Source organism: Mesorhizobium sp. M0139 (genome assembly GCF_040322455.1).
GTDB lineage: Bacteria > Pseudomonadota > Alphaproteobacteria > Rhizobiales > Rhizobiaceae > Mesorhizobium.
Genome location: NZ_JAMYTN010000009.1, coordinates 135,770 through 159,360, shown reverse-complemented (window position 1 = coordinate 159,360; position 23,591 = coordinate 135,770). Strand labels below are relative to the sequence as shown.

The window sequence follows — 23,591 nt, the reverse complement described above, 5'->3', positions numbered from 1 at the left end:
CCGTCAGCCAGAGCCAATCCATGCTGATCTGCCATTGCAACATCATCACCGAAAAGGAGATTGAGCAGACGATCGTCGATCTGCTGGATCAGGACCCCTGGCAACTGATCGTGCCGGCGAAGGTCTATCACACGATGCAAAAGCGCGGTCGCTGTTGCGGCTGCTTCCCAAATGTGGTCGAAACGATCATTCGGGTCACCGAAAATTACCACACCCGTTCGGAGGCGAGCGGCGTGGACATCGTTTCACACCTGGATCGCGTCAGAGGCCTGCGCGTCCAATATGGGAGCAGAATCCATGAAAGGCGAACCGCAGATCATCGAGCGGCTTAACGAGGCTCTGTTCCTGGAGCTTGGCGCCGTCAATCAATACTGGGTGCATTTCCGCCTGCTCGAAGATTGGGGATATGCCAAGCTGGCAAAGAAGGAACGCGCCGAATCGATCGAGGAGATGCACCATGCCGACCGGCTGGTGGCCCGTATCATCTTCCTCGAAGGGCATCCCAATTTGCAGTCCGTGGCGCCGTTGCGCATCGGCCAGAACGTCAAGGAAGTGCTCGAATCCGATCTCGCCGGCGAATATGACGCACGCACCGCCTACAAGCGTTCGCGCGAGATCTGCAACGAAGCCGGCGACTACGTGACGATGAAGCTGTTCGAGGAATTGTTGGCGGATGAGGAAGGTCACATCGACTTCCTCGAGACGCAGCTCGACCTCCTTGCCTCGATCGGCGAGGAAAAATACGGCCAGCTCAACGCCGCATCGGCGGACGAGGCGGAATAGGACCATGCAGGAATGCGGCGCCCCATAGATATTCTGCGCCGCTTGCGGCGGGCCGCCGGCCCGCTGCTCCTCAAGAACCCGCGATATCAGGCCTTTCGCGGGCTTTCGGTTGTAACCCTGGCGGCAATTTTGGCCCCGGCCCTGGCCGGATCGTCGGAACCGGTCGGCCTCGCCACGAGCCGCACCGACCTGACGCCGAAGGACCAGGCCCGCGTCCTTGCCGTTACCAGGCCAACCCAGGATTTCTCCAAGCCCGAATCCTTCGAAACGATGCAAGGCGGCGCCGGCACGTCGCGCAAGCAGGTCGACCGCGACGCCTTCTCGCAACCCTCTGAAAACATTACCTTCGAGGAACAGGGCAATTTCAAGCTCGGCAATGCGCTTTTCCGCAAGAACTGGGTGTCGTCGCCATCCTCGACCCAGGCCTCGGACGGTCTCGGACCCCTGTTCAACGAGCGCGCCTGCCAGAATTGCCATTTGAAGGATGGCCGCGGCCGCCCGCCGGCCGCCGACAGCCGCACCACGTCGATGTTCCTGCGGCTAGCGCGCGATGCGAGCACGGCCGAGGAAAAGACCGAGATCGCCGCGCACAAGGTGCTGAACTTCCCCGATCCGGTCTACGGCGCGCAGTTGCAGGAACTGGCGGTGCCCGGCCTCAAGGGCGAAGGCCGCATGTATGTCGATTATCGCGAGGAAAAGGTCACGCTCGGCGACGGTAGCATCGTTTCGCTGCGCAAGCCGAGCTATTCGGTCGACGGGCTTGGCTACGGCCCGCTTGACCCGCGCACCACGCTGTCGCCACGTCTGACCCCGCCCATGATCGGCCTTGGCCTGATCGAACAGATCGCGCCGGCCGACATCCTTGCCCATGCCGATCCCGACGACCGCGACGGCATTTCCGGCAAGCCCAACATGGTGCGTGACCTCAGCAGCGGGCAACTGACGCTTGGCCGCTTCGGTTGGAAGGCGCAGACCGCATCGATCCGCCAGCAGGCGGCGGACGCCTTTGCCGGCGATATCGGCATTTCGACGCCGGAAGAGCCCAGTCACTGGGGCGATTGCACCGCAGCCGAAGAGGCCTGTTTGGCCATGCCCAATGGCGTGCAGAAGCGGCTCGGCCCGGTCGAGGCGCCACCACCGGTGATGGACCTCGTCACCTTCTATTCGCAGAACCTTGCGGTGCCGGCGCGGCGCGATGTCGGCGCACCCGCCGTGCTCGCCGGCAAGAAGCTGTTCTACGAGATGGGCTGCATTGCCTGTCATACGCCGAAATTCGTCACCATGCGCGGGAACAAGGCGCAGGCGTTCCAACTGATCTGGCCCTATTCCGACTTTCTGCTGCACGACATGGGGCCTGGCCTTGCCGACGGCCAGGCGGTGGGCGATGCCACGGGCAGTGAATGGCGCACCCCGCCGCTATGGGGCATCGGCCTGACAAAGACCGTCAACGGCAACGCTTTCTTCCTGCATGACGGGCGTGCGCGCACGCTTACCGAAGCGATCCTGTGGCATGGCGGCGAGGGGCAGAAGGCGCGCGATCGCTTTGCCGCCGCCAATACGGCCGACCGCGATGCTCTCATCAAATTCCTGGAGTCATTCTGATGCTCAAGCGGGTTTTGCCTGTTCTACTCCTCCCATTGGCTCTGTTCGGTGCGTCCCCGGCATCGGCCTCGGTGAAAGCCTCCGATGTCATTCAAAGAGCGATCGACGGCTTTGTCCGCCCCGCCTATGCCAGCCTGCATGGCCATGCCGGCACCTTGGCGAAGGCCATGGACGCGCTCTGCCAGGCGCCGTCGCAGGGCAACCTCGATGCCGCGCATGCCGGATTCTCGGCCACGGTCGCAGCCTGGTCGTCGGCTGAAATCATCGGCTTCGGGCCAATCAAGGAGAACAACCGGCTGGAGCGCATGCTCTACTGGCCGGACCGAAAGAGCATCGGCCTGAAGCAGGTGCAGGCGGCGCTGGCCGGCAAGGATCCGACCGCCACCGATCCGGCGCAGCTGGCGGGCAAGAGTGTCGCGATGCAGGGATTAGGGGCGCTTGAGTTCGTGCTTTACGGCGACGGCGCCGAGACGCTCGTCGGCAAGGACGAGCCCTATCGCTGCGCCTATGGCGCGGCGATCGCCAAGAATATCGAGACCATGGCGGCCGATGTCGACGCCGCCTGGAAAAAACCGGACGGTTTTGCAGGCCTGTGGGCCAATCCCGGACCCGACAATGCGCTTTACCGCGACGGCACTGAAGCGGTGACCGAATTGGTCGGCGTGTTCATCAATGAACTCGAAATGGTGCGCGACGTGCGCCTCAAAGGTTTTCTCGGCGCCAAACCGCAGGGTGACAAGCCGAGGCAAGCGATCTACTGGCGCTCGCAAAACACCGGCCTTTCATTAGCCGGCAACCTCTCCGGCATTGATGCGCTGTTCCAGGCCTCGAAGCTCGGCGACGCGCTGCCCGAGGATAGCAGATGGATGGCGGAATCCATCCATATCCAGCTCATCAATGGCGTTGCCACTGCCAAATCCATCCAGGGTCGGATCGACAAGACGCTCGCCGATCCCGCGGAGCGCGGAAAACTCGAACATTTCGCGCTGATCACCTCCAGCCTGTCGGGCTTGATCGGCACCCGGCTAACCGCCGAGTTCGGCCTGACCGCCGGCTTTTCGTCACTGGACGGGGACTGACCAATGGTTGCGACACGCACGCCGCTGATGGACCGCCGCGATTTTCTCAGAGCTGCCGGCGCCGGCTTCGTCGCGTCAATGGCGCCGCGGGCCTGGGCGGACACGCTTGCCGCCGATGCCGTCTTTGCCACCGCCTTCGTCAAGCGCGACGGCAGCTTTGGCGCCGCTGTGTTGTCGGAAGCCGGAAAAGTATTGCATGCGATCGACCTGCCCGACCGTGGCCACGACGTCACCTTCGATCCGGTCTCGAAGCGCTCCGTGGTCTTCGCCCGGCAACCCGGCACCTTCGCCGTGGTCTTCGACCATGCCGGCCGCGAGCCGCCGCTGACCATCGCCAGCATCACCGGTCGGCATTTCTTCGGCCACGGTGTGTTTTCCACCGACGGCGCGCTGCTTTACGTCACCGAAAACAATTTCGACAATGCCGCCGGCGTCGTCGGGATCTACGACGCACGGGCCAAGTTCAGCCGCATCGGCGAGTTTCCGACCTATGGCATGGGGCCGCATGAGCTATTGCTGCTCGGAGACGGCCGGACGATCGCCATCGCCAATGGCGGCATCGAGACCCATCCCGACTATGGCCGCGCCGAGCTCAACATCGCCACCATGAAGCCGTCCTATGTGCTGGTCGATCGCACAACCGGCGATCTCATCGAAAAGCACGAACTGCCGCCGGCTCTGCACCAGCTGTCGATTCGCCACATGGATGCCGACCCCACAGGCACCATCTGGTTCGGCTGCCAGTACCGCGGGCCGGGCACCGAGCGGCCACCGCTGGTCGGCCGCGCCACGCGCGGCAAGGGGCTGCAGCTGCTCGACATGCCGCAGGACGTGCTATCCGGCTTCCGGAATTACATCGGCTCGGTCGCCGCCAACCCGATTGCCGGCACGGTCGCGGTGTCTTCGCCGGAAGGCAATTCGCTGGCCGTCATCGACGCCGCCAGCGGCAAGATCGTCGCCACCAAGGCGCTGGTCGAGGTCTGCGGCCTGGCGCCCGACGGCCCGGGCTTCATGGCAACCACGGGTGCCGGCGAAATCATCGAAGGCAGCGGCGCGACGCGCTCCGAGCCCGACTATGTCTGGGACAACCACATGCTGCGCATCGCGCCGGCGGCGTAAGCCGTCCGGCCTGCACCGAAGCGAAGCCGCTTAACAATTTACGCGCTGGCTCTTGCGGCGGCGCGCCGTGGCGGGCAGAGGGAGACTGTTTTTCGAACCGGTCGCCCATGAAACTGCTCGCCATCGACTGTGCCGCCAATCTCTGCGCCGCTTGCGTCTATGACGCATCGGGCGACAGAGAGCTCGGCCGCTCGGTACTCGATCTCGGCAAAGGCCACGCCGAACACCTGATGGCTGTCATTGACGAAGCGTTGAAAGCGGACGGCACCGATTATGCCGGCCTTGGCGCCGTTGCGGTCTCCATCGGTCCGGGTTCCTTCACCGGCCTGCGGGTGGGCGTCTCGGCGGCGCGCGGCCTGGCGCTGGCGCTGAAGATCCCGGCGATCGGGGTAACGACACTGGAGGCGCTGGCGGCCGAGGCGAGGGCGGCATTTCCCGGCCGCCCGATCCTGGCGGCTCTCGATGCAGGCCGCGAGGAGATCCATGCGGCGTTTTACGATGCGGAAGCGATTTTGCGCTATGGTCCGGCTGTGACCACACTTGCGCAAGCCGCGGGAATGGCGGCGGACAATCGTCCGGTGCTTGCCGGCACGGCCGCCGTGCAGATCGCAGCCGCGGCCGGTCGCGATTTCGATATCGGCCCGACGGCTGCCACCGCCGACATTGCCGTCTACGCCCGGCTCGCCGCTGCAAAAGGCGAGGGCGACAAGCCGAAGCCACTCTATCTGCGCGGCGCCGATGCCAAGGCGCAGGCCGGGTTCATCCTGTTGAGGCAGGAAAAGTGATGCGCATCCCTTTCCTCCAGCCGCGCCGCAGGGACTATGCGCTCGAGCCGCTGACAATCGCCGACAGCCCGGCAGCGTCGGTGCTGCACCGCGAGGATTTCGTCCGGCCCTGGACCGATGGCGAGTTCGCCGCGTTGCTCGAACAGGAAACCGTGTTCGGCTATGCCGCGCGCGAAATCGGCCAGGGCGCCAAGCCGCCGGTCGGCTTCGTGCTGGCCAGGCTTGCAGCCGGCGAGGGCGAGATTCTGACCGTGGCGGTGGCGCGCTCGCATCGCCGCCAGGGGCTCGGCTGGCAATTGATGGACGCCGTGCTGCGCGAATTGCATGCGCAGCGCGCCGAGGCGCTGTTCCTTGAGGTCGACGAGACCAATGTCGCTGCCATCGCCCTCTACCGGCGGCTGGGCTTCCGCCAGGTCGGCCACCGCGCCAATTATTACCGCTCGACCGAACATGGTCCTACCGGCGCGCTTGTCATGCGCCGCGATCTTCGCTAGCCAAAGTTTTGGGGCAGGGCCAAGCTGCATGATCGGAAAAATCAGGATTTTCCTGGCGCTGAGCCTCGTTGTCATCGGTTCGCTGGTCCTTGTGCCTTTGCAGCTGCTGTCGATGAAGACTGGAATCTGGCGCGAGACGGTCATTCTGAAGGCCTGGCACAGCCTCATCGTCCGGACGCTCGGCCTGCGCATCCATGTCAAAGGTGCGCTGTCCAGCCAGCGCCCGCTGCTGGTCGCCTCTAACCATATCTCCTGGACCGACATCATGGTGCTGGGCTCCTTTGCCGATGTGACCTTCATCGCTCGGGCGGACATGGAGGGATGGCCGCTGATCGGCTGGCTGTCGAAACTGCAGCGTACGGTCTTCATCGAACGCGAGCGCAAGCGGACAGCTGGCGACCAGGCCAGCGAGATCGCCAGCCGCATGGCCAAGGGCGACGCCATGGTGCTATTTGCCGAGGGCTCTACCGGCGACGGCAACACCATCCTGCCGTTCAAGAGCACCTTGTTCGGCGCCGCCTCGATGGCGATTTCGGAAGGCGCGGCCGAGCAGGTCTTCATCCAGCCGCTGGCGATTGCCTACACGCGGGTGCACGGCGTGCCTCTCGGCCGTCGCCACCGGCCGCTCGCTGCCTGGATCGGCGATCAGGACCTGATGCCGCATCTCAAGGTGCTGATGGCCGAAGGCGCCATTGACGTCGAGGTGCATTTCGGCGAGCCCATCGCCTTTTCCAAGGGCTCGAACCGCAAGGAAACGTCGAGGATGATGGAAAGCCAGGTGCGCGCCATGATGCAGGCCGCGCTCGCCGATCCCCGACCGAGCCGCTAGCGCAGGCCGAGCGCCTACAGGCCGATGCCCGAGAATCGTCTGTTTTTTGTCACGGAAAGGCGTTAGAAGCCGCCGGATGGATTTGAACACGATAGAGCGGAACGAAACCGACAGCGCCTCGCAAAGCGCTGCTGCGGCGTCCGCCCCGGCCAAAAAGGTCTTCGTCAAGACCTATGGCTGCCAGATGAATGTCTATGACTCACAGCGCATGACCGATGCGCTGGCCGCCGACGGCTACACCGCGACCGATGTCATCGCCGACGCCGACCTGGTGCTGCTCAACACCTGCCATATCAGGGAGAAGGCGGCGGAAAAGGTCTATTCTGAGCTCGGCCGCATCCGCGACATGAAGGCTGAACGCGCAGCAGTTGGGCGCGAAATGCTGATCGGCGTCGCCGGTTGCGTCGCGCAGGCCGAAGGCGCGGAAATCATCCGCCGTTCGCCTGCTGTCGATCTGGTCATCGGCCCGCAGACCTATCACCGGCTGCCCGATGTGCTGGCCCGGGTGCGTGGCGGCGAGAAGATCGTCGAGACCGAATACGCCATCGAGGACAAGTTCGAGCATCTGCCGAAGCCGAAGCGTGCCGAAATGATCAAGCGCGGCGTCACCGCCTTCCTCACGGTACAGGAAGGCTGCGACAAATTCTGCACCTTCTGCGTCGTGCCCTATACCAGGGGCTCGGAAGTGTCGCGGCCGGTGGCGCAGATCGTCGCCGAAGCCGAGCGGCTGGCCGATGCCGGTGTGCGCGAGGTGACGCTGCTGGGGCAGAACGTCAATGCATGGCACGGCAAGGGTGAGGATGGCATGGAATGGGGGCTTGGTCGCCTGCTGTTCCGGCTGGCCGAAATTCCCGGCCTGGCGCGGCTGCGCTACACCACCAGCCATCCGCGCGACATGGACGACGAATTGATCGCTGCCCATCGCGATCTCCCGGCTTTGATGCCTTATCTGCACCTGCCGGTGCAATCCGGGTCAGACCGCATCCTCAAGGCGATGAACCGCAGGCACACGGCCAAGGACTATCTGGCGCTGCTCGAGCGCATCCGCGCTGCACGCGGCGACATCGCGCTGTCCGGTGACTTCATCGTCGGCTTCCCCGGTGAAACCGAGGCGGATTTCGAGGCGACGATGGGTCTGGTGCGCCAGGTGAACTACGCCTCGGCCTTCTCGTTCAAATATTCGCCGCGTCCCGGCACGCCGGGCGCCGATATGCCCGATCACGTGCCGGAAGCGGTCAAGGATGAACGTTTGCAACAGCTGCAGGCATTGTTGCTCAAGCAGCAGCAGGATTTCGGCCTGCGCCTGGTCGGCAGCACCATCGACACGCTGATCGAGAAGCCCGGCCGTCAGGCCGGCCAGAAGGTCGGCCGCTCGCCCTGGCTGCAGCCGGTTATTGTTGATGAAAAGGCCGGCGAAATCGGTGACATTATCCGGGTGCGAATCACGAAGACGGGCTACAATAGCCTGTTCGCCGAGTTGGCTTGATGGCCTCGGCAGATGAGGAGAGACGGTTGAGCGCTGCTGAAGTGAAGACTCTGCCCCAGAACCAGACATCCGGGGCCTCTGACATGGCGCACATCGTTCTGACTTTCGACAACAACAAGCTTGCCAGCGCCCTGTACGGTCAGTTCGACGAGAACCTGGCCCGGCTTGAGCAGAAGCTCGGCGTCGATATCCGCTCGCGCGGCAACCAGTTGACCATCAAGGGCTCGGCCTCGGCGGCCGAACAGGCGCGCCGCGCACTCGACAATCTCTACGGCATTCTCCAGAAGGGCACCGACATTGGCCAGTCCGACGTCGATGGCGCCGTGCGCATGGCGATTGCCGCCGACGACCAGCTGACGCTGCCGACGCTTGAACGCAAGGGCAAGGTTTCGGCCGCCCAGATCTCCACCCGCAAGAAGACGATCTATGCCCGTTCGCTCAACCAGGACGCCTATATGCGGGCACTGGAGCGTTCGGAACTTGTCTTCGGCATTGGCCCGGCCGGCACCGGCAAGACCTATCTGGCGGTGGCGCATGCGGCGATGCTGCTCGAACGCGGCATGGTCGAGCGCATCATCCTGTCACGCCCAGCGGTCGAGGCCGGCGAGCGGCTGGGTTTTCTGCCCGGCGATATGAAGGAAAAGGTCGATCCGTACCTGCGGCCCCTCTATGACGCGCTCTACGACATGATGCCGGCCGACAAGGTCGAGCGTGCTATCGCTGCCGAGGTCATCGAAATCGCGCCGCTGGCCTTCATGCGCGGCCGCACGCTGGCGCATGCCGCCGTCATCCTCGACGAGGCGCAGAACACCACGCCGATGCAGATGAAGATGTTTTTGACCCGCCTCGGCGAGAATTCGCGCATGATCGTCACCGGCGATCCGACGCAGATCGATCTGCCTCCAAGCACCAAGTCGGGCCTCGTCGAAGCCTTGCGTGTCCTTGACGGCGTGGCCGGCGCGGTAACCGTGCGCTTCAACGATGTCGACGTTGTGCGCCACCCGCTGGTGGCCGAAATCGTCAGGGCCTATGACCGCGACGCCAAGCTGGCACGCGGCCTCGGCGCCGAGAGCTGATGTGACGATGCGGGCTCATGCCTGAAGACATAAGACCTGGCGGCGGGGACAGTTCGGTTCCCGTCGAGATCGATATGTCGGTCGAGGCCGGCGACTGGCCCGATGAGGCGGCGCTGACGCGTCTGGTCGATCGCGCCGTGTCGGCTGCCTTTGCCGAAACCGCTGCTGCCGGTCCTTCCGAACTCAGCATCGTCTTTTCCGACGATGCCCATATCCGTACCCTCAATGTCGGCTGGCGCGGCAAGGACAAGGCGACCAACGTCTTGTCTTTCCCGGCTTTTCCGTTCCCCAGGGGTGGCAAGCTGCCGCCCATGCTGGGTGACATCGTGCTGGCCGCCGAGACGGTGGCGCGCGAAGCAGCCCTGGAAGACAAGCCCTTCGAGAACCATATCACCCATCTCGTCATCCACGGCCTGCTGCATTTGCTGGGCTACGATCACGAGACCGATGCAGAGGCCGAGGAGATGGAAGCCATCGAGCGCTCAGCGCTCGCAAGGCTTGCCATTCCCGATCCCTACACGTAATGACAAAAGACCAATTGACCGGACGACGATGAACGACAAACCAGAAACTGCCGCCCGCCCCGAGGCTGGCAGTGCGACAAAGCCTTCCGATACGACGGAAGAGGGATCGAGTCCGAGTCCCAGTTCCGGCAGCCTCGCTTCTGGTAGTATTGCCAGCGAGCCATCGCCTGCCGGTCCGTCCCTGTTCGACCGCGTCTTGGGCCTTTTCAGGCAGCGGAACGGCACCAGCCTGCGCGAGGAAATCGCCGGCGCGCTTGCCGAGACGACCAGCGATGCCGGGTCTTTCTCGCCTGGCGAACGCGCCATGCTCAACAACATATTGCGCCTGCGCGAGGTACGCGTCGAGGACGTCATGGTGCCGCGCGCCGATATTGAGGCCGTCGAGATCACCACGACGTTGGGCGATCTGCTCGGTCTGTTCGAGCAGTCCGGCCATTCCCGCATGCCGGTCTATTCCGAGACGCTCGACGATCCGCGCGGCATGGTTCACATCCGCGACGTGCTAGCCCACATCACCAAGGTTGCCCGCGTCAAGAAGGGCAGAACATCCAGGAAGACGCCGGCAACGACGCTTCTCGACCTCGCCCAGGTCGATCTCGGCCGCACCATCGGCGACCTCAATCTGATCCGCCCGGTGCTTTTCGTGCCGCCATCGATGCTTGCCTCCGACCTGATGGGTCATATGCAGACGACGCGAACCCAGATGGCGCTGGTCATCGACGAATATGGCGGCACCGATGGTCTCGCCTCGCTGGAAGACATCGTCGAGATGGTCGTCGGCGATATCGAGGACGAGCATGACGAGGACGAGCCGCTGATCACCCAGACCGGCGAGGGCGTATTCGTCGTCGACGGCAAGGCCGAGATCGACGAGGTCGCCAAGATGATCGGCGAGGACTTTACCGCCGGCGAGCATGGCGAGTATGTCGACACGATCGGCGGCATGATCTTCAACACGCTGGGCCGCGTGCCCGCGCGTGGTGAGGTTGTGCAAGCCATCCCCGGCTTCGAATTCCACGTGCTCGACGCCGATCCGCGCCGCGTCAAGCGGGTGCGCATCGTCCAGAACCAGAAGGGCGAGCGTCGCCGCCGCGCTACCGCTCGCACCGAGCAGGCCTAGAGCAGAACGTCGCTCGGTACATGACGATCGACGATCCCTTCAAGCACTCAACCTTTGGCTCCGGTGTCTTCTACAAGGACCCGCGAGCCGCATTGAAATGGCTCGAAACGGCCTTCGGCTTCGAGCCGAGCATGGTGGTCAGCGATGCCGACGGACGGCTGGTCCATGCCGAAATGCGTTTTGGCGACGGCTATATCATCGTCGATTCCGAATGGGCCGATCATATTGCCAGTCCGGTAAGCGTCGGCGGCAAGAACACTCAGTCGGTCTGTGTGCGTCTGAAAGACGGCCTGGACGTGCATTGTGAGCGGGCAATGGCGGCTGGAGCCCAAATCGTCGAGGAGCCTGCCGACCATTTCTACGGCGAACGGCAGTATCGGGCGCGCGACCCCGAAGGCCACTCTGGACCTTCTCCCAGACCTTGCGCACCGTGCCGCGCGAGGAGGCCGAGCAACTGAGCGGGCTAACCATCGAGGGATGGCACCGATAGCGCAGCGATCGGCCGGTTCGCGTTTCAATAAATCTGATAAATCTTGGCTCTTGATTCGCGCGACCTGGGAAGTCTGTATGGAGCGCCTTGCCGGCCGGATAATTCTGCTTTGGGGCTGGCGGCGCGCGCTGGTGGCGTTTCTTGCCGGGGCGCTGGCGGTGCTCGCCCAGGCGCCTTACGATTTCTTCGCCGTCTGTTTCGTCTCGTTTCCACTGCTGGTCTGGCTGCTCGACGGCGCCACCGGCGAGGCTTCCGACGGCTGGCTCAGGCGCCTGCGGCCGGCCTTTGCCATTGGCTGGTGGTTCGGCTTCGGCTATTTCCTCGCCGGCCTGTGGTGGATCGGTGAGGCGCTTCTGGTCGAGGCCGACAGTTTCGCCTGGGCCTTACCCTTCGCGGTCGTCGGCATTCCTTTGGCGCTGGCATTTTTCTACGGCTTCGCCACCGTCGTCGCGCGGCTGTTATGGACCAACGACATTGGCCGCATTGCCGCCCTTGCCTTTGCTTTTGGCCTGACGGAATGGCTGCGCGGCTTCCTGTTCACCGGCTTTCCCTGGAATGCCGTCGGGTATGCGGCGATGCCCGTGCCGCTGTTGATGCAAAGCGTGTCGGTGACCGGCATGGTCGGCATGAACGCGCTGGCGGTCTTTGTCTTCGCCATGCCGGCCTTGCTTGCAGCACGCCGGCATGTCCGTCTCGGTGTGGTCCTGCTTGCCATTCTCGTCGCCGCCCATGCCGGCTTCGGCTATGTCAGGCTCGCGACCCCCGACAAGCCGGCAACCCGCACTCTCGATGTCCGTATCGTGCAACCGGATGTCGACCTCAGCGAAAAATGGGACGCCTCGGTGCGCGACCGCATCTTCGCCACGATGATGGGCCTGTCGGCCGCAGCGCCCGATCCCGGTCATGACAAACCGCAACTTATCCTGTGGCCGGAGACCTCGGTACCGTTCCTGTTCACCGAGCGTCCGGACGCGCTGACCGCGCTCGGCGACATGCTGCAGCCTGGTCAGATGCTGATTGCCGGCGTCGTGCGCGAGGAGCGCGGATCCGGGGCGGATGCCGACAGCCGCTACTACAATTCGGTGGTGGCGATCGACGACAAGGGTGAAATCGCTGATGCCGTCGACAAGGTCCATCTGGTGCCGTTCGGCGAGTATCTGCCGTTTTCCGGTCTGCTCAGCCGCTTCGGCATCGGACAGTTCGTCGCCGGGCCGATGAACTTCGCCGCCGGCAGCGAGCGCCATCCGATCGCTCTGCCCGGCGGCATCAGCGCCTTGCCGTTTATTTGCTACGAGGTGATCTTTCCTGATCTGGTGGCTGTTGACGCAACGTCATCCCAGCTTATTGTAAACGTCACCAACGACGCATGGTTCGGCGACACGCCCGGGCCGTACCAGCATTTCAGGCAGGCTCAGATTCGCGCGGTGGAAAACGGATTGCCGCTGTTGCGCGCCGCCAACAACGGCATTTCCGCCGTTGTCGATACGCGCGGACGCATCGTCGACGCATTGGCGGTCGATGCACGTGGCGCCATCGACGTGCGGGTGCCGATCTCCGGCCAAGCCTTCATCTCCGCCGCGGGGCGGCGCATTAACGGAATGCTGATCATGTTGGTGTTTGCCGCAATCGCCCTCAGCTTGAACGTAAGGCAACGGCTACGGGTGAATTGACAGTCGACACATTAGAAACTCATACTGTTACCGCCTAATTTTCTCGAAGTCGGTTGGTGTTTCTGTTGGGGCAGTTGGCTCCGGCTTCGTTTGGGCGAGAAAAATAGAAAAGGCCGGAAAAATTCGGCGAGGAAAAAATGACAGAAGAAAACAAGAAGAAACCGAATCCGATCGACATCCATGTCGGAAGTCGCGTCCGCCTTCGGCGCAATATGCTTGGAATGAGCCAGGAAAAGCTCGGTGAAAATCTCGGTATTACGTTTCAGCAGATCCAAAAATATGAAAAAGGAACGAACCGCGTCGGCGCCAGCCGTCTGCAGGCAATAGCCTCGATACTCAGCGTGCCTGTCGCCTTCTTTTTCGAGGATGCGCCAGGGCAGGAGCCGGTGGGTAATAGAGGATTTGCCGAGGACACTTCGATGGCTTTCGCCGTCGAATTCTGCGGCAGTCCGGAAGGGCTTCAGCTCAACCGCGCGTTCGTCAAGATCGCGGATGTGAAGGTGCGCCGCCGGATTATCGACCTTGTGAAGTCCCTTTCTGCCGAAGATGCCGAGTGATTCGGTGGGTCGATTGACCCATTGGCCCCAGTAATCCCCCGGGCCCGAGTAGCCCAGAGGCTCGACTGCCGGCGGCGCCAAGCCGCCGGTGGTACAAGATATATTGCTGCGGCACTCATGCCAGAACCGCGGCACCGCTTGACGAGCGGCGCCCGGCACCGTTAACACGTGGCGCGCCAAAATCGGCAGCCCTGCCGATCGTTTTTTCAAGAGGGGACACCCGTGACGCGGCAGAACTACTTCTTCACCTCGGAATCCGTGGCCGAGGGTCATCCCGATAAAGTCTGTGACCGCATCTCGGACGAGATCGTCGATCTGGTCTATCGCGAGGCCAAGAAGACCGGCATGGACCCGTGGAAAGTCCGCGTCGCCTGCGAGACGCTCGCAACCACCAACCGCGTCGTCATCGCCGGCGAAGTAAGGGTTCCCGATACTCTGCTGAAGCGGGACAAAGCCGGCAACATCCTCAAGGACGCCGCCGGGCATTCGGTCGTCAACCCGGCCAAGTTCAAGTCGGTCGCCCGCAAGGCGATCCGCGAAATCGGCTACGAGCAGGCCGGCTTCCACTGGAAGACGGCAAAGATCGAGGTTCTGCTGCACGGCCAGTCGCCCGACATCGGCCAGGGAGTCGACAACGCCGCCGACCGCCAGGGCGAAGAGGGTGCCGGCGACCAGGGCATCATGTTCGGCTATGCCTGCCGCGAGACCCCGGACCTGATGCCGGCGCCGATCTATTACAGCCACAAGATTCTCGAACTGCTCGCCGCTGCCCGTCACGAAAACAACGGCGAAGCCGGCAAGCTCGGACCCGACGCCAAGAGCCAGGTCACCGTTCGCTATGTCGATGGCAAAGCCGCCGAAGCGACGCAGATCGTGCTGTCGACGCAGCATCTCGACGCGACCTGGGATTCCAAGAAGGTCCGCAAGGTCGTTGAGCCTTACATCCGTGAGGCGCTCGGCGACCTCAAGATCGCCGACGATTGCATGTGGTACATCAACCCGACGGGCAAGTTCGTCATCGGTGGACCGGACGGCGACGCCGGCCTGACCGGCCGCAAGATCATCGTCGACACCTACGGTGGTGCTGCCCCGCACGGCGGCGGCGCCTTCTCCGGCAAGGACACCACCAAGGTCGACCGCTCCGCCGCCTACGCGGCGCGCTATCTCGCCAAAAATGTGGTGGCGGCCAAGCTCGCCGACCGCTGCACCATCCAGCTGTCCTACGCCATCGGCGTTGCCCAGCCGCTGTCGGTCTATGTCGACCTGCACGGCACCGGCAAGGTCGACGAGGCCAAGCTCGAGGAAGCGCTGCGCACGGTGATGGATTTGTCGCCATCCGGCATCCGCAGGCATCTCGACCTCAACAAGCCGATCTACGCAAAGACCTCGTCCTACGGCCATTTCGGCCGCAAGGCCGGCCGAGACGGGTCCTTCTCCTGGGAAAAGACCGATCTGGCCAAGGCGCTCAAGGACGCGATCGCTGCTTAGGCATGATTCCAAAAAGTGGGTACCGGTTTTTTGGAAAAGATCATGCTCCAACAAAGGATTAGATTGAGATGAGATTTCAGCCAAATCTCATCTCAATCCCAAATCTCATCTCAATCTAAGCGCGGCGCGCGACCAGGCCATGGATCCACAGGACAGGCGGAGCCGCGCGACCGAAGGGTTCTTCGGCCGCCGGCACGGCAAGACCATTCGCCCGCAGCAGGCCGCGGCGCTGGAAAGCGGTCTTGGAGCGTATGGCCTCGACCTCTCCGTCCAGGCACCGGCAGAATTGCGCGCGCTATTCTCAGCGGATGTTTCAACGGTTCGGCTGGAAATCGGCTTCGGCGGCGGTGAGCATCTGCTGCACCGTGCCACGGAGGCACCGGCGACCGGCTTCATCGGTGTCGAGCCGTTCGTCAACGGCATGGCCAAGTTGATGATGGCGGTGCGGGAAAAGCCGCTTGCCAATCTTCGCGTTTATGACGACGACGCCACGCGCCTGCTCGATTGGTTGCCGCAGGCGTCGCTCGACGGCATCGATCTGCTCTACCCCGATCCCTGGCCGAAGAAAAAGCATTGGAAGCGGCGCTTTGTCAGCCCGCTCAACCTCGATCGGTTCGCGCGCGTGCTGAAGCCGGGCGGAAAATTCCGCTTCGCATCCGACATCGACACCTATGTGAACTGGACCTTGTTGCACTGCCGGGCGCATGGCGCGCTCCTCTGGCAGGCGCAAGATGGGGCCGACTGGCATCGGCCCTATGAAGGCTGGCCGGGCACACGCTACGAGGCGAAAGCCATTCGCGAGGGCCGACGGCCGGCCTATCTCACCTTCATCAGAAAATAGTTCGATGCGGGAAAGTGTCCCGCATCGACAGCCGGTCTGGCTTCAGAAACGGCCGATCTTGCCGAAAGCGGTCGGGTCCATGCCAAGCCGGCGCAGATCGTTGGCGCGCGGCTTGCGGCCGGCTTCGACGGCCCGCGAGGCGGCAACGGCGCTGCCGAACAGGGCAAAGGCGTCGCCTATGGCGGAAAACACGGTACGGTTGCTCATTGTCTTGACCTTTCGCGCGCCACCGCGCGCTCATCTTTGATTTGTGCAGTGCACCATAGATAGCGATGTGACATCCGGGATCACAGGGCCGTTACCGCATAGCCGGCATGCGCCCCGCGCAATCCTGCCAGCCGTCGCCGGCTGCACTCTGCCCGGCCCCTCAACAGACTTGAAACACTGGCCGGGATCGTCTATATCAGCCTCAAATTCTTGGTCGGTATGACGAAGAGTGGGTCCACCCGGTCCCGCTCTTTTTTATTACCTGCCGGTCAGCCATCAGCAAAGAGATGGTTCGGGACGACGATCATCCTGACCCATAGAACGACAGGAAACGCATGACTGCAACGGCAAGCGAAGCCGACGACCGCATCATCCGCGAAAGCGGTATCGATGCGCGCATCGCGCTGATCGTTCAGCCGGTGTTGCGAGGCATTGGCTTCCGTCTCGTGCGGGTGCATCTGTCGGGCCAGAACGGCCTGACGCTGCAGATCATGGCCGAACGCGAGGACGGCACCATGACCGTCGAGGATTGCGAAGAGGTCAGCCGCGCTGTGTCGCCGGCGCTCGACGTCGATGACCCGATCGAGAAGGCCTATCATCTCGAAGTGTCGTCGCCGGGCATCGACCGGCCGCTGGTACGCAAGTCGGATTTCGTCACCTGGACCGGCCATCTGGTGAAGATGGAAACCTCGGTGCCGGTCGCCGACCGCAAGCGCTTCAAGGGCAAGATCGCCGAAGCCGGCGAAGACGACATGCTGCTCGAGCGCGACAAGGCCGCCTACGGCGAAGAGCCGACGGTTCGCATTCCTTATGACGCGATCGCCGATGTGCGGCTGATCCTCACCGACGACCTTATTCGCGATGCCCTTTCGAAGGACAACCGGGAACGCAAGGAAGCCAAGAAACGCCGCGGCGAAGCTGATGATGCACCCGAAGGTGCTGAAGGCGGCGCGGAAGACGAAATCGAACAGGAACTATGATGAGCGGCCGGGCCTAAAAGCTCGGCAACAAGCTCGGGAGAAATAAGATGGTTGTAAGCGCCAACAGACTTGAACTGCTGCAGATCGCCGACGCGGTGGCGCGTGAAAAGTCGATCGACAAGTCGATCGTCATTGCCGCCATGGCTGATGCGATCCAGAAGGCCGCGCGCTCGCGCTACGGCCAGGAAACCAACATCCGCGCCGACATCAACGCCAACACCGGCGAGATGAAGCTGCAGCGGCTGATGGAAGTGGTCGAGAAGGTCGACGACTACGCCACCCAGATCGCCATTTCCTCGGCCCGCGAGCGCAATCCGGACGCCCAGCTTGGCGACTTCATCGCCGAACAGCTGCCGCCAATGGATTTCGGCCGCATCGCCGCCCAGTCAGCCAAGCAGGTCATCGTGCAGAAAGTGCGCGAGGCCGAGCGCGACCGCCAGTATGACGAATACAAGGACCGCATCGGCGAGATCGTCAACGGCACCGTCAAGCGCGTCGAATATGGCAACGTCATCGTCGATCTCGGCCGTGGCGAGGCGATTATCCGCCGCGACGAGCTGATCCCGCGTGAAAACTACAAGTACGGCGACCGCGTCCGCGCCTATGTCTACGACGTGCGCCGCGAACAGCGCGGCCCGCAGATATTCCTGTCGCGCACCCATCCGCAGTTCATGGCCAAGCTCTTCACCATGGAAGTGCCGGAAATCTATGACGGCATCATCGAGATCAAGTCGGTCGCCCGCGACCCAGGCTCGCGCGCTAAGATCGCCGTCATTTCGCGTGACTCGTCGATCGATCCGGTCGGCGCCTGCGTCGGTATGCGCGGCAGCCGCGTCCAGGCCGTGGTCGGCGAATTGCAGGGCGAAAAGATCGACATCATCCCGTGGTCGCCTTCGGCTGCCTCCTTCATCGTCAACGCGCTGCAGCCGGCGGAAGTCGCCAAGGTCGTGCTCGACGAGGATGCCGAGCGCATCGAAGTGGTGGTTCCCGATGACCAGCTGTCGCTTGCCATCGGTCGTCGTGGCCAGAACGTGCGTCTTGCCTCGCAGCTCACCGGCTGGGACATCGACATCCTGACCGAGGCCGAGGAGTCTGAGCGCCGCCAGAAGGAATTCGTCGAACGCTCGTCGCTGTTCATGGAAGCCCTTGATGTCGACGAGATGGTCGGCCAGGTGTTGGCCTCCGAAGGCTTCACCAGCGTCGAGGAAGTTGCCTACGTCGATTCGGGCGAGATCGCCTCGATCGACGGTTTCGACGAAGACACCGCTTCGGAGATCCAGACCCGCGCCCGCGAATATCTGGAGAAGATCGAAGCCGAGCATGACGACAAGCGCAAGGCGCTGGGCGTCACCGACGAACTGCGCGAGATCCCTGGCGTCACCACCGCCATGATGGTGACGCTCGGCGAGGATGGCGTGAAGACGATCGAGGATTTCGCCGGCTATGCCGCCGACGACCTGACCGGCTGGAAGGAACGCAAGGACGGCGAGACCAAGGTATTCCCGGGTGTGCTCGCCAATCACGGCGTGTCGCGCGCCGACGCCGAGCAGATGGTTCTGGCAGCCCGCCTCAAGGCCGGCTGGATCACCGAAGACGAGCTTGCAGCCGAACAGGTCCCGGCTGACGAAGCCGTTGGTGCGTGAGGTGAAACCGCATCGCACACAACCCGCCCCAGGACGAGATGAACGATCGCACCTGCATCGTCACGCGCAAGCAAGCCGAGCCGGATGAGCTGATCCGTTTCGTCGTCGGCCCGGATTCGGCCGTCGTTCCTGACCTGAAGAGAAATCTGCCCGGCCGTGGTTGTTGGGTGAGCGCCGACCGCCTACATATCGGCAAGGCGGCGGCGAAGAACCTGTTTGCCCGCGCCTTCAAGGCGCAGGTCGTCGTGCCGCCCGATCTCGGCGGCATGGTCGACGGACTGCTTGCACGATCCGCTTTGGGTATGCTTGGCCTTGCCCGCAAGGCTGGCTCGATCGCACTCGGCGCAACCAAGGTCGAGAGCGCGGTGCGCTCGGGGTCGGCGCTTTTCGTGCTCCACGCGACCGAGGCATCCGACGATGGCGTGCGCAAGATCAGTCAGGCGCGGCGGGCAACTGTCCACCTCGGCGGGCCGGCAGTCCTTGCCTACAAACTTTTCTCCGAGGCCGAGTTGAGCTTGGCATTGGGGGGTACAAATGTGATACATGCTGCCGTTCTCGCGGGAGACGCGGGCAAGGCGGTTGAGAGGCGCATGGTTGCGCTCGACCGATATCGGGGCGGAACCCCCGACGATCTGGCAATGCTTGCGGCCGTTGCTGACGAAGATGATGCTGCAGAGGATATGGAATGAGCGATACGAAATCGGGCGACGATAAGACGTTGAGTGTTACACCGAAGAAGACCTTGACGCTGAAGCGCCCCGGTACAGAGCAGAGCGTCGTGCGACAGAATTTCTCGCATGGCCGCACCAAGCAGGTCCAGGTCGAGATCAAGAAGCGCAAATTCTCCATGCCCGGCGACAAGCCGGAGCCGGTGGCTGCACCCGTATTTACGCCCAAGCCCGCGGTAGTGGCAGCCCCCGTCGTGCAGGAAGCGCCTAAGGCGCCGCCTCCGCCGCCGCCGGCCGAACGCGGCGGCATGGTGCTGAACGAACTGTCGCGCAATGAAATGGAAGCGCGCCGCAGGGCGCTCGAAGGCTCCAAGGTTCGCGACGTCGAGGACCGCCAACGCGCCATCGAAGAGGCCAAGCGCCGCAACGAGGATGAGGAACGCCGCAAGCGCGAGCGCGAGGAATCCGCGCGCCGTCAGGCCGAGGAAGAAGCCCGCCTGCAGACCGAGGCCGAGTCCCGCCGCCGCGCCGAGGAAGAAGCGCGCCGCCGCGCGCCGCAGGCTGCCGAGCTTGTGGCATCGGACGACGAGGAAGAGGTCAAGCCGAAGCGCACCGCCGCCGGCGCTCCGGTACGCCGTCCGGTTACGCCCGAAGTGGCGCGCCCGGCCAAGCCGACCAAGGCCGAGGAAGACCGTCGTCGCGGCAAGCTGACCCTCAACACGGCGCTTTCCGACGAGGACGCGCGCGCCCGCTCGCTGTCGTCGATGCGTCGCCGCCAGGAAAAATTCAAGCGCGCGATGCATAATGAGCCGCGCGAGAAGGTTATGCGCGAAGTGATCCTGCCTGAAACCATCACCATCCAGGAACTGGCGCAGCGCATGTCCGAGCGCGCTGTCGATGTGGTCAAGTACTTCATGAAGCAGGGCCAGATCCTGAAGCCGGGCGACATCATCGACGCCGACACGGCCGAGCTGGTCGCCACCGAATTCGGCCACACGGTCCGCCGCGTCGCCGAGTCCGACATCGAGGAAGGCCTGTTCAACATTGCCGACAATGCCGAGGACCTGGTGTCGCGGCCGCCTGTCGTGACCATCATGGGCCATGTCGACCACGGCAAGACCTCGCTGCTCGACGCCATCCGCAATGCCAATGTCGTCTCCGGCGAAGCCGGCGGCATCACCCAGCATATCGGCGCCTACCAGGTCGAGAAGAACGGTCAGAAGATCACCTTCATCGACACGCCCGGTCACGCCGCCTTCACGGCGATGCGCGCCCGCGGCGCTCAGGCGACCGACATCGCTATCCTGGTGGTGGCGGCCGACGACAGCGTCATGCCGCAGACCATCGAATCGATCAGCCATGCCAAGGCGGCCGGCGTTCCGATCATCGTGGCGATCAACAAGATCGACAAGCATGATGCCGATCCGCAGAAGGTGCGGTCGGAACTGCTGCGCCATGAGGTGTTCGTCGAATCGATGGGCGGTGAAGTGCTGGACGTCGAAGTGTCGGCGACCAAGGGCACCAACCTCGACAAGCTGCTCGAGGCGATCCTGCTGCAGGCCGAAATCCTCGACCTCAAGGCCAATCCGGACCGTACCGCCGAGGGCGTGGTCATCGAAGCCCAGCTCGACAAGGGCCGTGGCCCCGTCGCCACCGTACTGGTGCAGACCGGCACTTTGATGCCGGGCGACATCCTCGTCGCCGGCAACGAATGGGGCCGGGTGCGCGCGCTGGTCAACGACCGTGGCGAGCAGATCAAGGAGGCGCCGCCGGCAATGCCGGTCGAGGTGCTTGGCCTGCAGGGCACGCCGCAAGCCGGCGACCGCTTCGCTGTCGTCAACAACGAGGCCCGCGCCCGCGAGATCACCGAATATCGCCAGCGTCTGGCGCGCGAGAAGGCAGTGGCTCGCCATGCCGGCCAGCGCGGCTCGCTCGAACAGATGATGTCGCAGCTGCAGACGAGCGGGTTGAAGGAATTCCCGCTGGTCATCAAGGGCGACGTGCAGGGTTCGATCGAGGCGATCAACGCCGCTCTCGACAAGCTTGGCACCGACGAGGTGCGTGCGCGCATCGTTCATGCCGGCGCCGGCGCCATCACCGAAAGCGACGTGTCGCTGGCGGAGACCTCGGGGGCCGCGATCATCGGCTTCAACGTCCGTGCCAACGTGCAGGCACGTGCGGCCGCGGCGGCCGCGGGCATCGAAATCCGCTACTACTCGATCATCTACAACCTCGTCGACGATGTGAAGGCAGCACTTTCCGGCTTGCTGTCGCCGGAACGCCGCGAGACCTTCATCGGCAATGCCGAGATCCTCGAGATCTTCGACATCACCAAGGTCGGCAAGATCGCCGGCTGCCGTGTCACCGAAGGCAAGGTCGAGCGTGGAGCGGGCGTGCGCCTGATCCGCGACAACGTCGTCATCCATGAAGGCACGCTGAAGACCCTCAAGCGCTTCAAGGACGAAGTCGCGGAAGTTCCGGGCGGCCAGGAGTGCGGCATGGCCTTCCAGAACTACGAGGACATGCGCGTTGGCGACATCATCGAGTGCTTCCGCGTCGAGATGGTGACCCGGACGCTCTGAGTTCGTATACTGTCGATACGACCGGGCGGTGGTCGAAAGACCGCCGCCCTAACTTTAATGCCTGTCGCCCAAAAGTGCGGGATAAACGACATGCATAGAAACAAGTATGAGACATGCGGCACGGTCCCATCCCGCGCCTCACGCTTTCCGGATTGAGAAAAATGCCCCGTCCAACCGCCTCCAGCCCATCCCAGCGCATGCTTCGCGTCGCCGAACAGGTGCGCCATGCGCTGTCGGAAACCTTGCAGCGCGGCGAGATTATCGACCCGCTGATCGAGAACACCGTGGTTTCGGTCTCGGAAGTGCGCATGTCGACTGATCTGAGGGTCGCAACGGCCTTCGTTTCGCCGCTCGGCGCCAAGGACACGGGTGCGGTCATCGACGCGCTCAACAAGCATGCGAAGTTCGTCCGTGGCCGCGTCTCCGGCGCGCTCCGCCAGATGAAGTTCATGCCGGAGTTCCGCTTCAAGCTCGATACGTCCTTCGACAATTTCGCCAGGATCAACGATTTGCTGAAATCGCCCGAAGTCGCGCGAGACTTGGGTGCCGATGGCGAAGACAACGACAAGGACGAGAAATAGTGGGGCGCCGCGGCAAGAAGAAGGGCCGGCCGATCTCCGGCTGGGTGGTGCTGGACAAGCCGGTTGGCATGGGTTCGACCGAAGCCGTCTCCAAGATCAAATGGCTTTTCCAGGCCGAAAAGGCCGGCCATGCCGGCACACTCGACCCGCTGGCCTCTGGCATGCTGCCGATCGCGCTCGGCGAGGCAACCAAGACCGTGCCTTATGTACAGGACGGCGCCAAGATCTACCGGTTCACCGTCGCTTGGGGCGAGGAGCGTTCGACCGACGATCTCGAAGGCCCGGTGACGCAAAGTTCCGACCGCCGTCCGGCGGAAAACGACGTCAGGGCGCTGCTGCCGAACTACACCGGCGTCATCATGCAGACACCGCCGCAATTCTCGGCCATCAAGATATCAGGCGAACGCGCCTACGATCTCGCCCGTGGGGGCGAGGCGGTCGACATCCCCGCGCGCGAGATCGAGATCGGCCGTCTGGACATCGTCGAGCACGCTGCCGACCACACTTTGTTCGAGGTCGAATGCGGCAAGGGCACCTATGTGCGCTCGCTGGCCCGCGACATGGGCCGCGACCTCGGCTGCTTCGGTCATATCGCCGAATTGCGCCGGGTCGAGGTCGAGCCGTTCACCCAGGAGGATTTCGTCACCCTCGCCGAACTGGAAGTCGCCCGTTTCGGCGAACAGCGCGAAGCTGACGGAGAGGGCGACGCCGATGTTGCCGATGCGCCGATCGACTTTGGCGCCATCGATGCGCTGCTTGTCGACACGGCCGCCGCGCTCGACTGCCTGCCCCAGATCGCCATCAGCGACGAAGCGGCGACCAAGATCCGCCTTGGCAATCCCGTCATCATCCGCGGCCGCGACGCGCCCGTGGAAGCCGAGGAAGCCTGCGCCACCGCGCGCGGCAAGCTTGTCGCCATCGGCGCCATCGAGCAGGGCATGTTCAAGCCGAAGCGGGTCTTTGCCGGCTGACCACTCTCGTCTAGTC

At 63.5% G+C, this 23,591-nt stretch carries 23 protein-coding genes and 1 pseudogene; 23 read left to right on the top strand and 1 reads right to left on the bottom strand.

Annotated elements, in window-relative coordinates; translation table 11 throughout:
• The first annotated feature begins 20 nt into the window (after positions 1-20).
• The 17 genes and pseudogenes from NKJ58_RS17360 (at position 21) to trmB (ending at position 15,943) form a co-directional block, all read left to right on the top strand.
• Positions 21-332, top strand: coding sequence for a (2Fe-2S)-binding protein (locus tag NKJ58_RS17360; RefSeq protein ID WP_023669536.1), 312 nt, complete (start codon positions 21-23; stop codon positions 330-332).
• On the top strand, positions 298-783 hold the full coding sequence (gene bfr / locus NKJ58_RS17355; RefSeq protein ID WP_023669537.1) for a bacterioferritin: 486 nt from the start codon (positions 298-300) through the stop codon (positions 781-783). Before NKJ58_RS17360 ends, bfr begins: the two co-directional genes overlap by 35 nt.
• Positions 784-795: 12 nt before the next feature.
• Positions 796-2,385, top strand: coding sequence for a di-heme oxidoreductase family protein (locus NKJ58_RS17350; RefSeq protein ID WP_352518537.1), 1,590 nt, complete (start codon positions 796-798; stop codon positions 2,383-2,385).
• Positions 2,385-3,464, top strand: a complete 1,080-nt coding sequence (locus tag NKJ58_RS17345; protein ID WP_023682016.1) for an imelysin family protein — start codon at positions 2,385-2,387, stop codon at positions 3,462-3,464. Before NKJ58_RS17350 ends, NKJ58_RS17345 begins: the two co-directional genes overlap by 1 nt.
• A gap of 3 nt (positions 3,465-3,467) precedes the next feature.
• Entirely contained in the window at positions 3,468-4,583 is a 1,116-nt protein-coding gene (locus NKJ58_RS17340; RefSeq protein ID WP_023669540.1) for a DUF1513 domain-containing protein, read from the top strand.
• Positions 4,584-4,690: 107 nt separating this feature from the next.
• Positions 4,691-5,368 carry a tRNA (adenosine(37)-N6)-threonylcarbamoyltransferase complex dimerization subunit type 1 TsaB gene (gene tsaB, locus NKJ58_RS17335; RefSeq protein WP_023711441.1) on the top strand — a complete coding sequence of 226 codons (678 nt, stop codon included), beginning with the start codon at positions 4,691-4,693 and terminating at the stop codon, positions 5,366-5,368.
• The gene (gene rimI / locus NKJ58_RS17330) at positions 5,368-5,862 is read left to right on the top strand and encodes a ribosomal protein S18-alanine N-acetyltransferase (RefSeq protein ID WP_023669542.1); all 495 of its coding nucleotides are present in this window, start codon (positions 5,368-5,370) and stop codon (positions 5,860-5,862) included. Before tsaB ends, rimI begins: the two co-directional genes overlap by 1 nt.
• A gap of 28 nt (positions 5,863-5,890) precedes the next feature.
• Complete coding sequence (gene olsA / locus NKJ58_RS17325) at positions 5,891-6,691, top strand: lyso-ornithine lipid O-acyltransferase (RefSeq protein WP_352518536.1); 801 nt, start codon at positions 5,891-5,893, stop codon at positions 6,689-6,691.
• 76 nt (positions 6,692-6,767) lie between these two features.
• Positions 6,768-8,177, top strand: a complete 1,410-nt coding sequence (miaB, locus tag NKJ58_RS17320) for a tRNA (N6-isopentenyl adenosine(37)-C2)-methylthiotransferase MiaB (protein ID WP_352518535.1) — start codon at positions 6,768-6,770, stop codon at positions 8,175-8,177.
• Positions 8,178-8,260: 83 nt separating this feature from the next.
• Entirely contained in the window at positions 8,261-9,253 is a 993-nt protein-coding gene (locus NKJ58_RS17315; RefSeq protein ID WP_027049340.1) for a PhoH family protein, read from the top strand.
• Positions 9,254-9,270: 17 nt separating this feature from the next.
• Complete coding sequence (gene ybeY / locus NKJ58_RS17310; protein WP_023755164.1) at positions 9,271-9,777, top strand: rRNA maturation RNase YbeY; 507 nt, start codon at positions 9,271-9,273, stop codon at positions 9,775-9,777.
• A 28-nt stretch (positions 9,778-9,805) separates the two neighbouring features.
• On the top strand, positions 9,806-10,897 hold the full coding sequence (locus NKJ58_RS17305; protein ID WP_023755163.1) for a hemolysin family protein: 1,092 nt from the start codon (positions 9,806-9,808) through the stop codon (positions 10,895-10,897).
• 20 nt (positions 10,898-10,917) lie between these two features.
• Positions 10,918-11,387, top strand: a pseudogene (locus tag NKJ58_RS17300) (VOC family protein).
• Between the two features lie 77 nt (positions 11,388-11,464).
• A complete protein-coding gene (gene lnt / locus NKJ58_RS17295) occupies positions 11,465-13,057 on the top strand; it encodes an apolipoprotein N-acyltransferase (protein ID WP_352518533.1) in 1,593 nt (530 codons plus the stop codon).
• 137 nt (positions 13,058-13,194) lie between these two features.
• Complete coding sequence (locus NKJ58_RS17290) at positions 13,195-13,614, top strand: helix-turn-helix domain-containing protein (protein WP_023669550.1); 420 nt, start codon at positions 13,195-13,197, stop codon at positions 13,612-13,614.
• 222 nt (positions 13,615-13,836) lie between these two features.
• The gene (metK, locus tag NKJ58_RS17285) at positions 13,837-15,102 is read left to right on the top strand and encodes a methionine adenosyltransferase (protein ID WP_023669551.1); all 1,266 of its coding nucleotides are present in this window, start codon (positions 13,837-13,839) and stop codon (positions 15,100-15,102) included.
• Between the two features lie 139 nt (positions 15,103-15,241).
• Complete coding sequence (trmB, locus tag NKJ58_RS17280; protein WP_023823757.1) at positions 15,242-15,943, top strand: tRNA (guanine(46)-N(7))-methyltransferase TrmB; 702 nt, start codon at positions 15,242-15,244, stop codon at positions 15,941-15,943.
• A gap of 42 nt (positions 15,944-15,985) precedes the next feature.
• On the opposite strand, the gene NKJ58_RS17275 is transcribed toward trmB, so the two are convergent.
• A complete protein-coding gene (locus NKJ58_RS17275) occupies positions 15,986-16,150 on the bottom strand; it encodes a hypothetical protein (RefSeq protein WP_023669553.1) in 165 nt (54 codons plus the stop codon).
• Between the two features lie 335 nt (positions 16,151-16,485).
• Here NKJ58_RS17275 and rimP point away from each other — a divergent pair, with 335 nt between their 5' ends.
• The 6 genes from rimP (at position 16,486) to truB (ending at position 23,575) form a co-directional block, all read left to right on the top strand.
• Positions 16,486-17,130: a ribosome maturation factor RimP gene (rimP, locus tag NKJ58_RS17270; RefSeq protein WP_023669554.1), complete on the top strand. Its 645-nt coding sequence runs from the start codon at positions 16,486-16,488 to the stop codon at positions 17,128-17,130.
• 47 nt (positions 17,131-17,177) lie between these two features.
• Positions 17,178-18,773, top strand: a complete 1,596-nt coding sequence (nusA, locus tag NKJ58_RS17265; RefSeq protein ID WP_023669555.1) for a transcription termination factor NusA — start codon at positions 17,178-17,180, stop codon at positions 18,771-18,773.
• Positions 18,774-18,811: 38 nt separating this feature from the next.
• Positions 18,812-19,462 carry an RNA-binding protein gene (locus NKJ58_RS17260; protein ID WP_352853524.1) on the top strand — a complete coding sequence of 217 codons (651 nt, stop codon included), beginning with the start codon at positions 18,812-18,814 and terminating at the stop codon, positions 19,460-19,462.
• Positions 19,459-22,023: a translation initiation factor IF-2 gene (gene infB, locus NKJ58_RS17255; RefSeq protein WP_023669557.1), complete on the top strand. Its 2,565-nt coding sequence runs from the start codon at positions 19,459-19,461 to the stop codon at positions 22,021-22,023. The genes NKJ58_RS17260 and infB overlap by 4 nt, the downstream gene beginning before the upstream one ends.
• 161 nt (positions 22,024-22,184) lie before the next feature.
• Complete coding sequence (gene rbfA / locus NKJ58_RS17250) at positions 22,185-22,604, top strand: 30S ribosome-binding factor RbfA (protein ID WP_023669558.1); 420 nt, start codon at positions 22,185-22,187, stop codon at positions 22,602-22,604.
• Positions 22,604-23,575 (top strand): tRNA pseudouridine(55) synthase TruB, encoded by a 972-nt coding sequence (gene truB, locus NKJ58_RS17245; protein ID WP_023821531.1) that lies wholly within the window; start codon positions 22,604-22,606, stop codon positions 23,573-23,575. The genes rbfA and truB overlap by 1 nt, the downstream gene beginning before the upstream one ends.
• Positions 23,576-23,591 lie beyond the last annotated feature (16 nt).

Excerpts from the sequence above, each read along its gene's own strand:
- NKJ58_RS17260 (WP_352853524.1), top strand. The coding sequence starts at position 18,812 with ATGAACGATCGCACCTGCATCGTCACGCGCAAGCAAGCCGAGCCGGAT.
- lnt (WP_352518533.1), top strand. The coding sequence starts at position 11,465 with ATGGAGCGCCTTGCCGGCCGGATAATTCTGCTTTGGGGCTGGCGGCGC.
- NKJ58_RS17305 (WP_023755163.1), top strand. The coding sequence starts at position 9,806 with ATGAACGACAAACCAGAAACTGCCGCCCGCCCCGAGGCTGGCAGTGCG.
- tsaB (WP_023711441.1), top strand. The coding sequence starts at position 4,691 with ATGAAACTGCTCGCCATCGACTGTGCCGCCAATCTCTGCGCCGCTTGC.
- NKJ58_RS17350 (WP_352518537.1), top strand. The coding sequence starts at position 796 with ATGCGGCGCCCCATAGATATTCTGCGCCGCTTGCGGCGGGCCGCCGGC.
- NKJ58_RS17290 (WP_023669550.1), top strand. The coding sequence starts at position 13,195 with ATGACAGAAGAAAACAAGAAGAAACCGAATCCGATCGACATCCATGTC.
- rimP (WP_023669554.1), top strand. The coding sequence starts at position 16,486 with ATGACTGCAACGGCAAGCGAAGCCGACGACCGCATCATCCGCGAAAGC.
- bfr (WP_023669537.1), top strand. The coding sequence starts at position 298 with ATGAAAGGCGAACCGCAGATCATCGAGCGGCTTAACGAGGCTCTGTTC.
- NKJ58_RS17275 (WP_023669553.1), bottom strand. The coding sequence starts at position 16,150 with ATGAGCAACCGTACCGTGTTTTCCGCCATAGGCGACGCCTTTGCCCTG.
- miaB (WP_352518535.1), top strand. The coding sequence starts at position 6,768 with ATGGATTTGAACACGATAGAGCGGAACGAAACCGACAGCGCCTCGCAA.
- trmB (WP_023823757.1), top strand. The coding sequence starts at position 15,242 with ATGGATCCACAGGACAGGCGGAGCCGCGCGACCGAAGGGTTCTTCGGC.
- olsA (WP_352518536.1), top strand. The coding sequence starts at position 5,891 with ATGATCGGAAAAATCAGGATTTTCCTGGCGCTGAGCCTCGTTGTCATC.
- rbfA (WP_023669558.1), top strand. The coding sequence starts at position 22,185 with ATGCCCCGTCCAACCGCCTCCAGCCCATCCCAGCGCATGCTTCGCGTC.
- NKJ58_RS17340 (WP_023669540.1), top strand. The coding sequence starts at position 3,468 with ATGGTTGCGACACGCACGCCGCTGATGGACCGCCGCGATTTTCTCAGA.
- rimI (WP_023669542.1), top strand. The coding sequence starts at position 5,368 with ATGCGCATCCCTTTCCTCCAGCCGCGCCGCAGGGACTATGCGCTCGAG.
- ybeY (WP_023755164.1), top strand. The coding sequence starts at position 9,271 with ATGCCTGAAGACATAAGACCTGGCGGCGGGGACAGTTCGGTTCCCGTC.
- nusA (WP_023669555.1), top strand. The coding sequence starts at position 17,178 with ATGGTTGTAAGCGCCAACAGACTTGAACTGCTGCAGATCGCCGACGCG.
- NKJ58_RS17315 (WP_027049340.1), top strand. The coding sequence starts at position 8,261 with ATGGCGCACATCGTTCTGACTTTCGACAACAACAAGCTTGCCAGCGCC.
- NKJ58_RS17345 (WP_023682016.1), top strand. The coding sequence starts at position 2,385 with ATGCTCAAGCGGGTTTTGCCTGTTCTACTCCTCCCATTGGCTCTGTTC.
- infB (WP_023669557.1), top strand. The coding sequence starts at position 19,459 with ATGAGCGATACGAAATCGGGCGACGATAAGACGTTGAGTGTTACACCG.
- NKJ58_RS17360 (WP_023669536.1), top strand. The coding sequence starts at position 21 with ATGCTGATCTGCCATTGCAACATCATCACCGAAAAGGAGATTGAGCAG.